Raw genomic sequence first — 14,584 nt, forward strand, 5'->3', positions numbered from 1 at the left:
AGAAGAGTCGGATCACACGGGCGGTGCTTCGAAGAGCACGTCGGGGTCGTTGAACTGCTCCTTGGCGACCGACTCGCTCATCGGGTCGGCGGTGCCCCACTGGTCCTGGGTGACCGGGTCGTCGACGTCGTGCCGGCCCGGGTGCCACAGGTCCTCCTCGAGGACGGCGAGCTCGGTGGTGTACTCCACGGTGTTGCCGTGCGGGTCGTGGAAGTAGGAGAAGGTGTTGTCGCCCGCGAGGTGCCGGCCCGGCCCCCAGGTCAGGCGCGTCCCGGCGCGCAGGGCCCGCCCGGTGCCGCGCATGTACTCCTCCACCCCGCGCATCTCGAACGACGCGTGGTGCAGGGAGACATGAGGCCCACGGGCGATGGCGAAGGAGTGGTGCAGGGGGCTGCACCGCAGGAAGTACATGAGGTCGCCCATGTGCGTGGAGTACAGGGTGTCGGTGAGCCGGAAACCGAGGTGCTCGATGTAGAAGTCCCGCAGCCCCTCGGGATCCCGGGAGTTGACGACGCAGTGCGAGAGGCGGACCGGAATCGCCTCACGTTCCTCGATCTTCCGGTGATCGCGGACGGCGACATCCGCGGAGACCTCGACGACCCGGCCGTCCGGGTCGAAGAAGCGGATGCCGTAGCCGCCGCCCGGTGTGTCCAAGGCTCGCGGCTCATGCACGAGCTGGACGCCCGCACGCCCGAGCCGTACCGCCAGTTCGTCCACGGCCTCCGGCGAGACAGCCCCGAAGGCCACCAGATCCATCCGCTTCCGCTCGTCCTTGCGGATGCGGACGACGTACTGCTCGGGGCTGCCCTCGGCGGCGAAGAACGCGAGACCGCTGTCGCCGGCGACCTCGGTCAGGCCCCAGGTGGTGCCGTAGAAGTCTCGCTGGACATCGAAGTCCGGCACGGCCAGATCGACATGGCGCAGATGGGTGATGGGCTGGAAGGTCACTGTCCGCTCCTGACGGTGTTGCGCTGCAGGCCCAGGCCCGTGATCTCGGACTCCACGACGTCGCCGGGCTTGAGGAAGACGCCCCAGTGCGCGCCGTTGCCGGCCGGTGAGCCGGTGAGCAGGAGGTCACCGGGGTGCAGGGTGGTGGTCGTGGAGACGTACGCGATGAGCCGCGGGATGTCGAAGATCATGTCCTTGGTGGACTCGTCCTGACGGACGACGCCGTTGTGCCGCAGGGTGATCCGCAGGTCGTTCGGGTCACCGACGAAGGCGGCCGGGACAAGGAAGGGCCCGGTCGGCAGGAAGGTGTCGGCGTTCTTGGCGGTGAACCAGTCCGTGCCGATGGCCTTCAGGTCGGGCCGGTAGAGGCGGTCACGGGTGGTGAGATCGTTGCAGACGGTGTAGGCGGCGACGTACGACATCGCGTCCTCGACGGCGATGTTCCTGCCCGGCCTGCCGATGACCAGGGCGAGCTCCAGCTCCCAGTCGTGCTGCTCGCCGTGCGCCGGCAGCACGATGTCGTCGTACGGCCCGCACATGGCACGCGGCGAACCGAGGAAGACGTAGGGCACCCCGCTGCGGATCCGCTCGTCCATCATGCTCTCGGCATCCGCGCGGGCCTCCTCGGGCGTGGCGCCGTGCACGCTCTCCTTCTCCGCGGCGACCAGGTCCACCACGTGCTTGCGGTAGTTGGCGCCGCTCTGCAGGATCTGGCCCGGCTCGATCGGGGGCAGCACATGCAGGGCGGTCAGGGGGTGCCAGGGACCGTCGGCGGACCGGGCGAGTTCGTCCAGGCGGGGCAGCCAGTTGTCCCAGTCCTCGACGAGGGCGCGTACGGACGGCACCCGGTCGGACAGGTCGCGCACGCGCGCCCCGCTGACAAGGCCGGGGAAGGCGCCCGCACTGTTGCGGAACGTGCCGAGCGCGAAGGGTCCGGTGAGGGTGAGTGGATCGGGCACAGGCGACTCTCCTCGTACGGGTGGGGTCGCCTTCGACGCTAGGCACCACGGAGGGACGGCGGAAATGGCCGTTCGCGATGCCTGCCATCATCGGGCCGCCCCCGCTGCCTGCAACGATGTGCGGCCCCACCGCGCGGCGGCTCCATCGGCGTACGGGATGGATGACGTCCTCCTTGCCGATGCCTCGATCCGTTGACCCCCGTACCGCCGCCGATCAGGCTCGGAGCTCCCCAACCACCCCGAGGAGCACACGTGGTAGTCGAGCATGCCGAGCTGACCGTGGAGGCCGGCCGGGAAGACGAGTTCCAGGAGGTCTTCGGCAAGGCCCGTGAGCTGCTCGCCGAGGCAGACGGGTTCCGCTGGGCCGAGCTGCTGCGCTGCGAGGAGCGGCCGCGGACGTTTCTCCTGCTGGCCGGCTGGGAGTCGGTCGAGGCGCACACGGCCGGCTTCCGGGAGTCGGAGCGCTTCGCGCGCTGGCGCGCCCTTGTCGGGCCGTTCTTCACCGAGCCGCCGGCCGTCGAGCACTACCACGAACTCGGCCCGCGTTTCAGCGGCTGACCGCTGCCCCCTTCTTCTACGTTCGCAAGGATCGCTCATGCCCGTACACAAGGTGCTCGTCGTCGGCGGCGGCATCACTGGAAGCGTGCTCGCCCTCGCGCTCGCCCAGCGCGGTGCCGACGTCGAGCTCGTCGAGATCTCCCCCCAATGGTTCGGTGTGGGCCACGGCATCACCCTCCAGGGCAACGCTCTCAAGGCGCTGCGCTCGGTGGGCGTGCTGGACCGGGTGCTGGCGCGGGCGGTGCCGTTCGACGTCCTTCGGCTCCGGCGTGCGGACGGCGAGCTCATCACGGAGCTGCCCACCCCCCACACCGGTGGGCCGGACCTGCCCGCGACGGCGGGGGCCCTGCGCCGCGACCTGCAGGACGCGTTGTGTGACGCCGTGTACGCGCACGGCGTCACCGTCCGTCTCGGTCTGAGCGTCGAGCGCCTCGACCAGTCGCCCCGACACGTCGACGTGGCCTTCACGGACGGCTCCACCGGCCGCTACGACCTGGTGGTGGGCGCCGACGGCATCAACTCGGCCATGCGCTCTCTGATCGGGATCGTGGAGAAACCGCGCCCGGTCGGCATGTCGATCTTCCGTGTCGTCGCCGACCGCCCCGCCGAGATGGACTGCGCGGAGGTGTACTACGGCGGCCCCCGCTACAAGGCCGGCTACAGCCCGATCTCCCCCGCTCAGTGCTACGCCTACCTGCTCGACGAGAACCTGGACGCATCCCTGGTCGGGCCGCGCGCCTCCCTCTCCCTCCTGCGCGAGCGCGGCGCCGGCTACGGCGGTACCTGGGGCAAGATCATCGCGTCCCTGCCCGACGAGACCGCCGTCGACTACCGCTGGATCGAGGCGATTCTGGTCGACGGGCCGTGGCACCGGGGCCGCACGCTCGTCATCGGCGACGCCGCGCACGCCTGCCCGCCGCTGATCGCGCAGGGCGCGGCCATGTGCATGGAGGACGCCGTGCTCCTGGCCGAGCTGGTCACCGGGGAGGAGCCGTTGGAGAAGGCCCTCGACCACTTCATGTCCCGTCGGCTGCCACGTGTGCGGACGGTACTGGAGAACTCGCTGCAGCTGGCCAAGTGGGAGATCGACCCCGACACGCCGGGTGCCGATCCCGCGCGGATCATGTCGGAGACGCTCGACTCGCTGACGGCGGCGGCATGACCACGGCGAGCACCCCTGTCGTCGATGTCCACGGCCACCTGGCCGTGCCCGCCGCCGACGCCCTGTGCGCGGGGCAGTCCGGCCTGGCCGCCGAACTGGCTGCCGAGCAACGCGCCCACAGCGCTCAGTCGCTGGCCGCCAACAGGGCTCAGCTCCAGTCGCTCGGGCCAAGGCTCACGGACGTGGGCTCGCGCCTCGCCGATCTCGACGCGATGGGCGTCGACATCCAGGTGGTCGGCCCGATGCCGATGCACCACTACTGGGCGGACGCGGACCTCGCCGCACGGCTGGCCCGCACGGTCGACCAGACGGTCGCGGAGCACTGCGCCGAGGCGCCCGAGCGGCTGTACGGCCTTGGTACGGTGCCGCTCCAGCATCCGGACCTGGCGGTGGCGCTGCTGGACGAGGCGGTCACCGAGTACGGGTTGTACGGCATCAGCGTCTCCACGACCGTGAACGGCCGGGAGCTGGCCGACCCGGCCCACGACGAGGTGTGGCGGAAGGCCGAGGAAGTCGGCGCGGTGGTCTTCGTGCACCCATGGGGGTGCTCACTCGGCGAGCGGCTCGCCACGCAGTACCTCGGGAACACGGTCGGACAGCCGGTCGAGACCACCGTGGCCCTCTCCCATCTGATCTTCACAGGCGCTCTGGACCGCTTCCCCCGGCTGAAGCTCGTCGCCGCGCACGGCGGCGGCTATCTGCCGACGTACATCGGGCGCTCCGACCACGCCTGGCACGTACGGCCGGACGTTCGCGGGTGCGCCGAGCCGCCGAGCGCCTATCTGCGGCGGATGTGGTTCGACGCGCTCGTCTACACCCCGCGCGCTCTGCGCCACCTGGTCGAGGAGGTGGGCGCCGACCGGGTCGTCCTCGGCACGGACCACCCCTTCGACATGGGCGTCGACGATCCGGTGGCCCGGCTGGACGCCGCCGGGCTGCCGGAGGCCGAACGTGCCGCGATCGCCGGGGGCAACGCTATCGATCTGCTGCTGAAAGGACGCACCCGATGAGCCTCGGTCCCATGGAGGAAGAGCTCGCCAAGGCCCGTTCCGCCTACCGCAACTGGGGCCGCTGGGGCGAGGAAGACGTACTGGGCACCCTCAACTTCATCGACGACGCGATCCGCGCCCACGCGGCGGGACTGGTCCGCCGGGGCCGGTCGCTCTCACTCGCCCTGGAGTGCAACGAGAACGGCCCGCAGCGTGGATTCCGCGGCCGGATCAACCCGGTCCACTACATGAAGGACACCGGCTCCGACGCGGCCGCCGGCACGCAGGGCTTCCCGCACGGGTTCGGCGGCGCCGACGACCACGTGGTCATGCCTCTCCAGGCCTCCACCCAGTGGGACGGGCTCGGCCACATCTACGACAACAAGCAGGCGTGGAACGGCCGTCCGTGCACCATCGTGAGCGGCGACGGCGACTCGGTCACCGGCATCGAGCACATGAGGGAAGCCTTCACAGGGCGCGGTGTCCTGCTGGACGTGGGCCGCGCGGTCGGCGACGAGCACGGGGAACTCCCCGACGGATTCCCCATCCTGGAGGAGCATTTGCGCGCCACCATCGAGGCGCAGGGCGCGACCTCCACCGTCCGCCGCGGCGACCTCGTCCTCGTGCGCACGGGCCAGCTGGGCCGCGTGAGGCGGCTGGGCGAGTGGGGCGGCTACGCGGCCGGTGACGCCCCTGGCCTCTCCTTCACCACCCTCGGCTGGCTGCACCGCACCGAGATAGGGGCGATCGCCTCCGACACCTGGGGACTGGAGGTACGTCCCTACGAATTCGCCGAGCTGGCCATGTCCCCGCTGCACCAGATCGCGATCCCGAACATGGGCCTTCCGCTGGGCGAGATGTGGGACCTGGAGGCACTGGCCGAGGACTGCGCGGCCGACGGCGTCTACGAGTTCCTGCTGGTCGCCGCTCCGCTGCCGGTCACCGGCGCGGTCGGCGCGCCCGTCAACCCGATCGCGATCAAGTGAGCAGCCCAGTGAACACCAACCGATTCTCCGGCACTCTCCACCTCCCTGGCGACGAGGACTTCGCGCAGGCGTGCTTCGGCAGGGTCTTCAACGCCCGCCGCCCGTACGACCGGACGCCCGCCGCCGTACTGAAGGCCGCCACCGAACAGGACGTCGTCGAGGGCGTACGACTGGCCCTGCGGCGTGGCTGGCAGGTCGCCGTCCGCTCCGGCGGACACAGCTGGGCGGCCTGGTCGGTACGGCAGGACGCGCTGCTGATCGATCTCGGGAACTTCCGCGAGATGGCGTACGACCCGCAGACCGGCATCGTGACAGCGACGCCCAGTGTGAAGGGCGGCGACGAACTCAACCCGTACCTCGCCGAGGCCGGGCGCTTCTTCAACGGCGGGCACTGCCCCTCCGTCGGCATCGGCGGCTTCCTGCTCCAGGGCGGTCAGGGCTGGAACGCGCGCGGCTGGGGCTGGGCGGCGGAGAACATCGTGGCGATCGACGTCGTCACGGCCGAGGGCGAACTCGTGCGTGCCGACGAGACGCAGAACAGTGACCTGCTCTGGGCGGCGCGTGGCGCCGGGCCCGGGTTCTTCGGTGTCGTCACGCGCTTCCATCTGCGCACCCGCCCCCTGCCGAGGCACCTGGCGCACACCGTTCACGCCTACCCGCTGGACCTCTTCGACGAGGTCATGACCTGGCTGCAGGGCATGCACCACACGGTGTCGGACCTGGTGGAGATCGTCGCCGTCACGCAGACGCCACCGGGCGCGGAGGAACCGGTGCTCCTGGTCACGGGCGTGTCGATGACCGACACCCCCGAGCAGGCCGCCGATGCCCTGGCCCCGCTGCACGCCAACCCGTACGCCGACCGGGCCCTGTTCCGCGTCGAAGCGCAGCCCACCACGCTGGCCGAGCAACTCGCGGGTCAGCGCACCGCCAACCCCGAGGGCCACCGCTACCTCGTCGACAACGCCTGGGTGACCGGGCCCGCCGAGGAGGTCGTCCCGGCGATGCGCAGGGCGTTCACCGAGCATCCCACCCGGCAGACCTTCACCATCTGGTTCTCCATGGCGCCGATGCGTGAACTGCCCGACATGGCTTTCTCGTTGCAGTCGGAGATCTACTGCGCGACGTACGTGATCCACGACGAGCCGGAGCGGGACGCGGAGCTGCGGGCCTGGTTGGACGAGGCGATGAGGGCACTGCAGCCGGTGACCGTGGGCCAGTACCTCGGGGACTCCGACCTGACCGTACGGCAGTTGAAGTTCATGGGTGACGAGCAGTGGCGCAGGCTCCAGGAGATCCGCGACGTACGCGATCCCAAGGGCCTGTTCGTGGGCTACCTGAGCGCAGGGTCTGTCACCAACACCAACCACTGGGAGCAGTGAGGCATGCGTTTCGCGACATACGAGTACGAGGGCGTGGAGCGCGCCGGTGTGGTCCGGGACGGGGTGGTGCACCCGCTTCCCGAGCAAGTCACCGTCCTGGCGCTGGTCGAGCAGGAGGTCTTGTACGCCGCGGGGGCCGAAGCGCTCAGCGCAGCCAGCGAGCTGACGGTGGATCAGGTGCGGCTTCTGCCGCCGCTGAAGCCGCCGTCCATCCGGGACTTCGTCGGTTTCGAGGCACACATCGAGGGGGTGTCCAAATCGCTGGACGGCCTGGAGCACGTTCCGCAGGAGTGGTACCGGGCGCCGAACTTCTACTTCACCAACCCGCACGCGGCATACGGCGCGCACGACGACGTACCCGTTCCCGCGGGCTGTTCGGTTCTCGACTTCGAGCTGGAGGTCGGGGCGGTCATCGGTCGCAGCGGACGCGACCTCACGCCCGAGCAGGCGCGCGAGCATATCGTCGGCTACCTCGTCTTCAACGACTGGTCGGCGCGCGACCTGCAGAAACCGGAGAAGAACCTGGGCCTCGGCTTCTCCAAGGGCAAGGACTTCGCGAACACGCTCGGCCCGTACCTGGTCACCGCCGACGAGGTGGAGGACAGGCGCGACCCGGACGGCTTCCTGGACCTGGAGATGACCGTCACCCTCAACGGCGAGCTGATCGGCCGGGACACCCTCGCCAACGTCTCCTGGACTTTCGAGGAGATGATCGCCTACGCCAGCCGGGACGCCTGGGTACACCCCGGGGACGTCCTCGGCTCGGGCACGTGCGGTTGGGGCGCGCTCGCGGAGCACTGGGGACGCCTGGGGGAGCGCACCCCGCCGCCGCTCACGCCCGGCGATGAGGTGGAGCTGACCGTGGAGCGGCTGGGGACGCTGCGCAACCAGGTCGTTCCGGGGCGCGCGGACGTCTACCTCCCGCGAGCGAGGAAGCGGGGGCGGACGCCCCGGCCCTAGCACGTCGAGCCATGTGGGGCCAGTGCCCAGCTGTTCGGGCACTGGCCCCTTGACGTGCGGGTATGGCTTCGCCGAATGGCTCTCATCGCATCTTGGTGAAGGTTCGACCCAACTCTTTTCCAGACCGCAATATGGTGGTTACGCTCCCGATTCACCGATGCTTCAAAGACGTGGCCGGAAGGGGACATCCGTGAGCCTGGGAGCGATCGACCTCAATCTTCTGGTGGCACTGGAAGCGCTCCTGGAGGAGAAGAACGTCACCCACGCCGGTGTGCGCCTGTGCACCAGCCAGTCGGGGATGAGCGGCTCGCTGGCCCGGCTGCGCCGGCACTTCAACGACGAGCTGCTGGTGCGGGTAGGCCGCGAGTACGAGCTGACGCCGCTCGCCGAACGGCTGCTGCCGCTCGTCCAGGCGTCCCTGCACAAGGCGGAGGAGGCGCTGTCGCTGACCCGGCACTTCGATCCGGAGCACAGTCGGCAGCGCTTCTCGGTGGTGATGTCGGACTACGTGATGACGGTGTTCGTGGAGCCGCTGCTGCGGGTGATCGCGCAGGAGGCGCCAGGCGTCCGCATCGACTTCCATCCCATCGTGGACGGGCAGCTGGAGACAGAGACGCACCTGCGGTGCCACGACCTGATGATCGCGCCGCTCGGTTACCAGCTCCCAGGGGTGAGCGAGGCCGTGATGCACGACCGGTTCGTCTGTCTGGTCGACCCGGACAACCCGCGACTCGTGGATGGGCGGCTCGGCCTGCGGGACCTCGCGGAGATGCCACACGCCGCGTGCTCGATCGGCAGGGGCAACACGCCCGTCGGCCGTCAGCTGGAGACCCTCGGCATCACCCCGAAGGTGCAGGTCAGCACACCTGGCTTCAGCGTCCTGCCGTTCCTGGTCAGCGGCACCGATCTGGTCACTCTGGTGCCGGAACGGCTCGCCCGCCGCTATGAAGGCTTCGCGCGCTGTGTCGCCGTCCCGACACCGTTCCCTGACGTACCGCTGGTCGAGGCGATGCACTGGCACAACAACCGGCACGCGGACCCCGCGCACCGCTGGCTGCGCGAGACCGTACGCAAGGTCGGCGCCTCGCTGGACGAGCCGCTGGACCAGGAGATCACCGCCGTTGATGCCACCCATGCCGAACATCCGTTTCCGGAGCTCAGCTCGGTTTTCTAGCGTGGTACGGGAGACATCCCGTATCCCCTGGAGGAGCCGTGAGCCCCATGCGCCTGGCAGGCCGTACCGTCGTCATCACCGGAGCCGCACAGGGGCAGGGAGCCGCCGAGGTGACGGCCGCGGCCCAGGAGGGCGCGCGGGTGGTGGCCACCGGTGTGCTGGACGAGGCGGGCGAGAAGCTGGCCGCGTCCCTGCGCGCCGACGATCTCGACGTGTGCTTCCGGCACCTGGACGTGACGTCGCCCGAGGACTGGTCGGCGCTGGCGTCGTCGCTGGAGGCCGTGCACGGGCTGGTGAACAACGCGGGCATCCCCATGCGAGCCCGCCTGGGCGAGGTCGACCTCACCGACTGGAACCGGGCCTTCACGGTGAACACCACCGGCGCGCTGCTGGGCATCCAGGCACTCGCCCCGCTCATGCCCGTCGGGGAGTGAACGAAAACGGACGCCGGACGAAGGTCGGGCGCGCACGGGTGAGCGTGCGCGCCGCGGACATGGCGTCACCGCACATGTGAGGAGGCCAGGGCTTCGGCCCTGGCCTCTTCTTCGCTACGTTGCCCGCTACACGGACACGGTCATCTGGATCGCCGGCTCGCCCACGCCGACCGCGGAGCGGGCGGTGCTCTTGCGGACCAGCAGCAGGGTGACCAGCGCGCCGAGCAGGGAGGCGCAGCCGCAGACGATCACACCGAGGGCCATGCCGTGGGCGAGGGCGGTCTGGGCGGCGGCCTTGGCGCTGTCGCTGCCGACGTTGACCACGGCGAGCGGTCCCGCCGCCTGCTGTATGGCGGCGTCCTTGCCGCTGAGATTGCCCATCAGCGCCGAGGAGGCGGCGCCCATCGCGATCGTGCTGATCACGGCGGGGCCGAGTCCCTGTCCGAACTCGCGCACCAGGCTGGTGGCGCCGCTGGCCATGCCGGTCATGTGGATGGGCACAGCGTTCACGGCGGCGGACGTCAACGAGGACACGACGCAGATGAAGCCGACGCCGAGCAGCAGCACCGGGCCGAGGAAGGCCGTGAGGGAGGTCGTGGTGACGGGCAGCGCGGCGATCCAGAACTGTCCCGCGGCCATCGGCAGGAGACCGCCCATCAGCAGCCAGCGCGGCTCGATGCGGGTGAGCATCTTGCTGAGCACCGGCGCCAGCAGCAGCGGGATCAGCTGGAGGATCACCAGCGGCAAGCCGGCACGCAGCGCGCTCAGGTGCATCACGGCGCCGAGCCGGATGGAGACGACGTACGCGGTGCCGATGAAGCCGAACATCCCGGCCAGCGCGACGACGGCCGCCGCCGAGAACGACGGGATGCGCAGCAGGTCCAGGTTGAACATGGGCGAGGCGGCACGCTTCTCGGCAGCGATGAAGGCGACGAGCGCCGCCGTGGCCAGGGCGAGCGCGCCGACGATCGCCGGGCTGCTCCAGCCTCGCTCGCCGCCCTCGATGATGCCCCAGAGCAGGGCGGTGAGGCCGACCGCGATGCTGATCTGGCCCGGCCAGTCGAGCGCGCGACCCTCGGGGGCCTTGGAGTCGGTGACGAGGAGCCAGCACGTGACGCCGACGGCCAGTCCGAGAACGACCGGCGGCACGAACGCCCAGCGGAAGTCGGCGATCGTGGCGAGCACACCGGAGGACAGCGGGCCCGCGGCGGAGGCGATGGAGATGCTCAGCGCCCAGGTGGAGACGGCCTTGGCCCGGTCTTTCTGATCAGGCGTGGCAGCCGCGATCACCGCCAGGGAGCTGGGGAAGAGCGCGGCAGCGCCGATGCCGGCCAGCGCCTGCCCGACCCACAGCATGGTGATGTTCTGGGCGGTGGCGTTGAGAAGTTCCCCGAGTGCCAGGACGAATCCGCCGAGCACCAGAAGGCGCTTGCGGCCGAACAGGTCGCCGACCACACCGAAGTTCAGTTCCAGAATGGCGGTGGGGAGAATGAAGGCCGAGGTCACCCATGCCACCTGGGACCCCGACGCCCCGAAAGCGGCCTGAATATTTCCGTTGATCGGCGCGGGCACGGTAATGCACAACTGTGCCACCGCCACGGCGAGACAACACGCGACAAGTGTTCCGCGGTCCAGTCTTCTCAGGGAGATCGAATCTTTCATTTTCCGTGCCCTCGCTCTGCGTTCTTTTGGTGGGTTCCGACTTTCTTTTCCATGAGTTCGATGAGATTTCCCTCGGGGTCGCTGAACCAGGCCATGCGCACGCCGGGCTCGGGGGACGGCCCGGGTTTCACGATCTCGCCCGCCCCGTGGGCCAGGAGGGCCGTGTAAACGGGGTCCAGTTCGGGAGTGGTGAGCGCGACGTGGCCGTATCCCTCGGTGAGGGCGGCGGTCATCGGGTCCGGTGCCCGCAGGCCCGGCGCCGAGCCGGGGCGGGCGAGGAGTTCGACACGCCAGCCATGGGGATGTTCCAGTACGACACCGCGCAGCCCCGGGATTTCAAGGTGGAAGTAGAAGACGCGCTTCAGCCCGAAGGCGTCCTGGTACCAGGCGGTTTGGGCTGCGAGATCGCGCACGTTGACGCCCACGTGGTCGAGTCGGGTCGTCACGGCCGCTCAGCCCGCCATCGCGCTGTCGCCGCCGTCGGCCATGAGGTTGGCGCCGTTGACGAAGGCCGCCTCGTCGGAGCAGAGGAAGGCGGCCGCGCGGGCGATGTCCTCCGGCTCGCCGACCCGGCCGACCGGGATGCGCGCCTCCATCCGGGCCCTGGGCCCGTCGGGGTCGTCGAGGAAGGGCGCGGTGGCGGAGGTGCGGATCATGCCGGGGGCGATGGTGTTGACGCGGATGCGGTGCGGGGCGCCGGCCGCGCACAGGTGCTTGCTCATCGCCAGCACTCCGCCCTTGGCGGCACCGTGCGGCACCATCGGCAGGAATGGCGCGCCGCGCACGGCGGCCACGGAGGCGACGTTGAGGACGGCCCCGCCACCGCGCGCGATCAGGTGCGGCCAGGCCGCCCGCGTGCAGAAGTAGGGAATGTCCAGCTCGTTGCGGAGGGTGAAGTACCAGTCCTCGACGGGCTGGGTGTCGAACGGACCGTTCCGCAGCGCGGAGGCGTTGTTGTAGAGGATGTCGATCCCGCCGAAGGCCGCGATACCGGCCTCGATCCACTCCCGGGAGCCCTCCTCGGTGGAGAGATCGACGGGCGCCAGGGACCGCATGACTCCCCCGGCCTTCTCCACGATGTCGACGGTCTCGGCCGCACTCTCCTTATTGATGTCACAGCCGAATACAGTGGCGCCTTCGGAGGCGAATATCCGGGCCGCGGCACGGCCTATTCCGGCTCCTGTTCCACTGATGAAGGCGATTTTCCCAACCAGTCGACCCATTTGACTTCCTGTGTCCCTTGTCCCATTCCGCCCAGGCGCGGTGGTGGCAGCGTAGGGAGGGGACTGGGCTGTAACAAGAAGCAGGTCGGTGATAGGGCATCGGTCGTTCGTATGGCAGGTATGGGCGGTGGCTCACAGCCACACGGAAAGCGTCCGTACGCCGTTTTGCCCACGAGGCCGGTTGACGGAACAAGTCACCTCGGTGCAAGGCGAGTTGCCACCTGGGAAGCGCGCGAACAGCCGCTCTGGCGCCGTGACCGCACAGATGCCTGACCTGGAGGGACAGAGCTGAGGGCGGTACGCGGTTCGGCGACGGCAGTCGTCGTTGGCGAGCGCGTCGAGGTCGCAGGTTGTCTGCGTAGGGTTGGACCGCACGCCGGATCCGCCGGGGGCGGGGAGCGGGTGTGGGGTTGACGCGCCAGCCCCCGCCGTACCCCCGGGCAAGGCCGGCGGCGTCAAGCACCGCCGGTGACCTTGGTGTCGGAGGCGTCGTTGCCGACGCCGACTTGGTGCCGGACAGCGGTCTGCCCCCAGGGCCGGAGATCGGGCAGCGCCGGGTGCGTCGTCGGTGGTGGGCAGGTGGACCGCTCCGCGTCCGACGGACCGCGCGTCCTCACCGGCCGTGTCGGTATGTATGTCCGGCGATGCCCACTCGGCCATCACGGTTCACCCCCGCACGAGCCCTGCTTCGGTGGCTCGACGAACGCGTTACTCGGCGGGCGACCCGAGGTGCCCCCTCACGAGACCGACCAGGCCTGCTGTGTCCGCGGGCAGCACGTCACCGCACCAGCACACGTGCTGGTCGGGGCGCACGAGTGTCAGGGACGCCGGGTAGAACTCACCTGCCTCCTCGGGAAGGTCGACGACCATGAGGGGCACGCCATGCGCCGCCGCCGCGTGCAGTGAACTGTGGCCTCGTGGATTCTGACGGATGCGCGGATGCCGGGGGACGGCATCGGGGCAACCAAGTGGATCGTGACGAAGTACCCCCAGGCAAGGGTGCTGATCCTCAGGCCCAGAGCGATCTGGAAGATCTCCAGCCAGATCTGGTTCTGCGCGGCGTCGTGGAGGGGCAGGTTGCGCAGGGCCGGTGGCGCGGGCGGCGCGGGCGGCGCGGGCGGCGCGGGCGGCGCGGGCGGCGCGGGCGGCGCGGATGCGGTCCTCGGCTCGGGCACTCTGGCGGTGGCGTAGTTCGAGTGAGGCGATCGGCGTGTTGTTGGTGTTGGTGGCGAAGCAGGTCAGGCACATGCCGTCGGCGTCGGTGAAGCGCAACTGGGCGCCGGGGTGCGGCTGTTCCTTCCGCACGATCAGCCGCATCCCCTCGGGCCAGTCGTTGAGACAGTCGCCGTCGAACTCGGCCACCCAGGCGCCGTCGCGGATCTCGCCGCCGGGCTCGACGGCCGGCGTCCAGGCTGAGGCCGGACCTTCAGGACGGCCTGGTGGATGGCATCGGTGATGGTCATGCCGACGGAGTAAGACAGCCACCGGCCGCGGGCGGCAAACCAGTCGACGAACTCGTGGCGTCCGGCGCCGCGTCTCCGGCCGACGTCCATACGTATTCACGGACTTGAGCACGGGCCTGCCGCAGTGCGGTCAGCGCGCGCTTCCCGCCCGATGCCAGCGCGTCGATCAGCCGGGAGACCGTCGGATCGGAGGCCACCGGCCCGAATACCGACGGCTCGGCCCGCAGCATGCCCACGTCCGCCAGGCAGTCTCCGCCCAGCGCGACCGCGAGCGCCACATCCAGCAGGACCTTGCCCGGATCATGCACCGGCCGCGGCTTGCGCCACGGTGCCAGCGCCGCCGATATCGCCTGATCCAGACCGGTCTTGCGGATCGTCTCCACAAGCAGCACAGCGCCGGCCTGGGAGACCACTCCGCGCCCACCGCTTTCGGTACGGACACGCGGGTAGGACCCGATACGCTTCTTCACCTGGAGAGTGCTTCTTCCATGCGACGACCTGGACCCTAGAAAAGTCCTATCGTTGCAGGTCAGGAGCACTCTCCGGTTTTTGATCACCCACCGGACGCCCTGCCACGCGAAAGCGCGAAGTTAGACGTCGTCTCATTTGGGGTGCTGGGTAGTCTGCCCGTGTGGTGATGGTCGAGCGCATGGTGCCGGACGAGTTGTGGGAGCTGTTCGAGCGGGT

At 69.8% G+C, this 14,584-nt stretch carries 13 protein-coding genes and 1 pseudogene; 8 read left to right on the top strand and 6 right to left on the bottom strand.

Annotation, left to right across the window (positions count from 1 at the left end):
• Positions 1–12: 12 nt before the first annotated feature.
• Together ACZ6BB_RS40210 and ACZ6BB_RS40215 are read right to left on the bottom strand one after the other, a co-directional pair.
• Positions 13–948: a VOC family protein gene (locus tag ACZ6BB_RS40210; RefSeq protein ID WP_471620050.1), complete on the bottom strand. Its 936-nt coding sequence runs from the start codon at positions 946–948 to the stop codon at positions 13–15.
• The gene (locus ACZ6BB_RS40215) at positions 945–1,907 is read right to left on the bottom strand and encodes a fumarylacetoacetate hydrolase family protein (protein ID WP_471620051.1); all 963 of its coding nucleotides are present in this window, start codon (positions 1,905–1,907) and stop codon (positions 945–947) included. The genes ACZ6BB_RS40210 and ACZ6BB_RS40215 overlap by 4 nt, the downstream gene beginning before the upstream one ends.
• 252 nt (positions 1,908–2,159) lie before the next feature.
• Between ACZ6BB_RS40215 and ACZ6BB_RS40220 the strand changes: the two genes are divergently transcribed.
• The 8 genes from ACZ6BB_RS40220 to ACZ6BB_RS40255 all read left to right on the top strand — a co-directional run bounded on the left by ACZ6BB_RS40220 (position 2,160) and on the right by ACZ6BB_RS40255 (position 9,549).
• Complete coding sequence (locus ACZ6BB_RS40220; RefSeq protein ID WP_471620052.1) at positions 2,160–2,465, top strand: antibiotic biosynthesis monooxygenase family protein; 306 nt, start codon at positions 2,160–2,162, stop codon at positions 2,463–2,465.
• A 37-nt stretch (positions 2,466–2,502) separates the two neighbouring features.
• A complete protein-coding gene (locus ACZ6BB_RS40225; RefSeq protein WP_471620053.1) occupies positions 2,503–3,627 on the top strand; it encodes an FAD-dependent monooxygenase in 1,125 nt (374 codons plus the stop codon).
• A complete protein-coding gene (locus tag ACZ6BB_RS40230) occupies positions 3,624–4,637 on the top strand; it encodes an amidohydrolase family protein (protein WP_471620054.1) in 1,014 nt (337 codons plus the stop codon). Before ACZ6BB_RS40225 ends, ACZ6BB_RS40230 begins: the two co-directional genes overlap by 4 nt.
• On the top strand, positions 4,634–5,602 hold the full coding sequence (locus tag ACZ6BB_RS40235; RefSeq protein ID WP_471620055.1) for a cyclase family protein: 969 nt from the start codon (positions 4,634–4,636) through the stop codon (positions 5,600–5,602). Before ACZ6BB_RS40230 ends, ACZ6BB_RS40235 begins: the two co-directional genes overlap by 4 nt.
• Before the next feature lie 8 nt (positions 5,603–5,610).
• Entirely contained in the window at positions 5,611–6,981 is a 1,371-nt protein-coding gene (locus ACZ6BB_RS40240; RefSeq protein WP_471620056.1) for an FAD-binding oxidoreductase, read from the top strand.
• Between the two features lie 3 nt (positions 6,982–6,984).
• Complete coding sequence (locus ACZ6BB_RS40245) at positions 6,985–7,941, top strand: fumarylacetoacetate hydrolase family protein (protein ID WP_471620057.1); 957 nt, start codon at positions 6,985–6,987, stop codon at positions 7,939–7,941.
• Positions 7,942–8,131: 190 nt separating this feature from the next.
• Entirely contained in the window at positions 8,132–9,115 is a 984-nt protein-coding gene (locus ACZ6BB_RS40250; protein ID WP_471620058.1) for a LysR family transcriptional regulator, read from the top strand.
• A 47-nt stretch (positions 9,116–9,162) separates the two neighbouring features.
• Positions 9,163–9,549: an SDR family NAD(P)-dependent oxidoreductase gene (locus tag ACZ6BB_RS40255; protein WP_471620067.1), complete on the top strand. Its 387-nt coding sequence runs from the start codon at positions 9,163–9,165 to the stop codon at positions 9,547–9,549.
• Between the two features lie 126 nt (positions 9,550–9,675).
• On the opposite strand, the gene ACZ6BB_RS40260 is transcribed toward ACZ6BB_RS40255, so the two are convergent.
• From ACZ6BB_RS40260 to ACZ6BB_RS40275, 4 genes and pseudogenes are all read right to left on the bottom strand, one after another.
• Entirely contained in the window at positions 9,676–11,211 is a 1,536-nt protein-coding gene (locus ACZ6BB_RS40260) for an MFS transporter (RefSeq protein WP_471620059.1), read from the bottom strand.
• Positions 11,208–11,636, bottom strand: a complete 429-nt coding sequence (locus ACZ6BB_RS40265; protein ID WP_471620060.1) for a VOC family protein — start codon at positions 11,634–11,636, stop codon at positions 11,208–11,210. The genes ACZ6BB_RS40260 and ACZ6BB_RS40265 overlap by 4 nt, the downstream gene beginning before the upstream one ends.
• Positions 11,637–11,663: 27 nt before the next feature.
• On the bottom strand, positions 11,664–12,434 hold the full coding sequence (locus ACZ6BB_RS40270; protein WP_471620061.1) for an SDR family NAD(P)-dependent oxidoreductase: 771 nt from the start codon (positions 12,432–12,434) through the stop codon (positions 11,664–11,666).
• A 989-nt stretch (positions 12,435–13,423) separates the two neighbouring features.
• Positions 13,424–14,367, bottom strand: a pseudogene (locus tag ACZ6BB_RS40275) (transposase); the annotation flags it as partial.
• Positions 14,368–14,584 lie beyond the last annotated feature (217 nt).

The sequence above is a fragment of the Streptomyces sp. NPDC041108 genome (assembly GCF_055592645.1).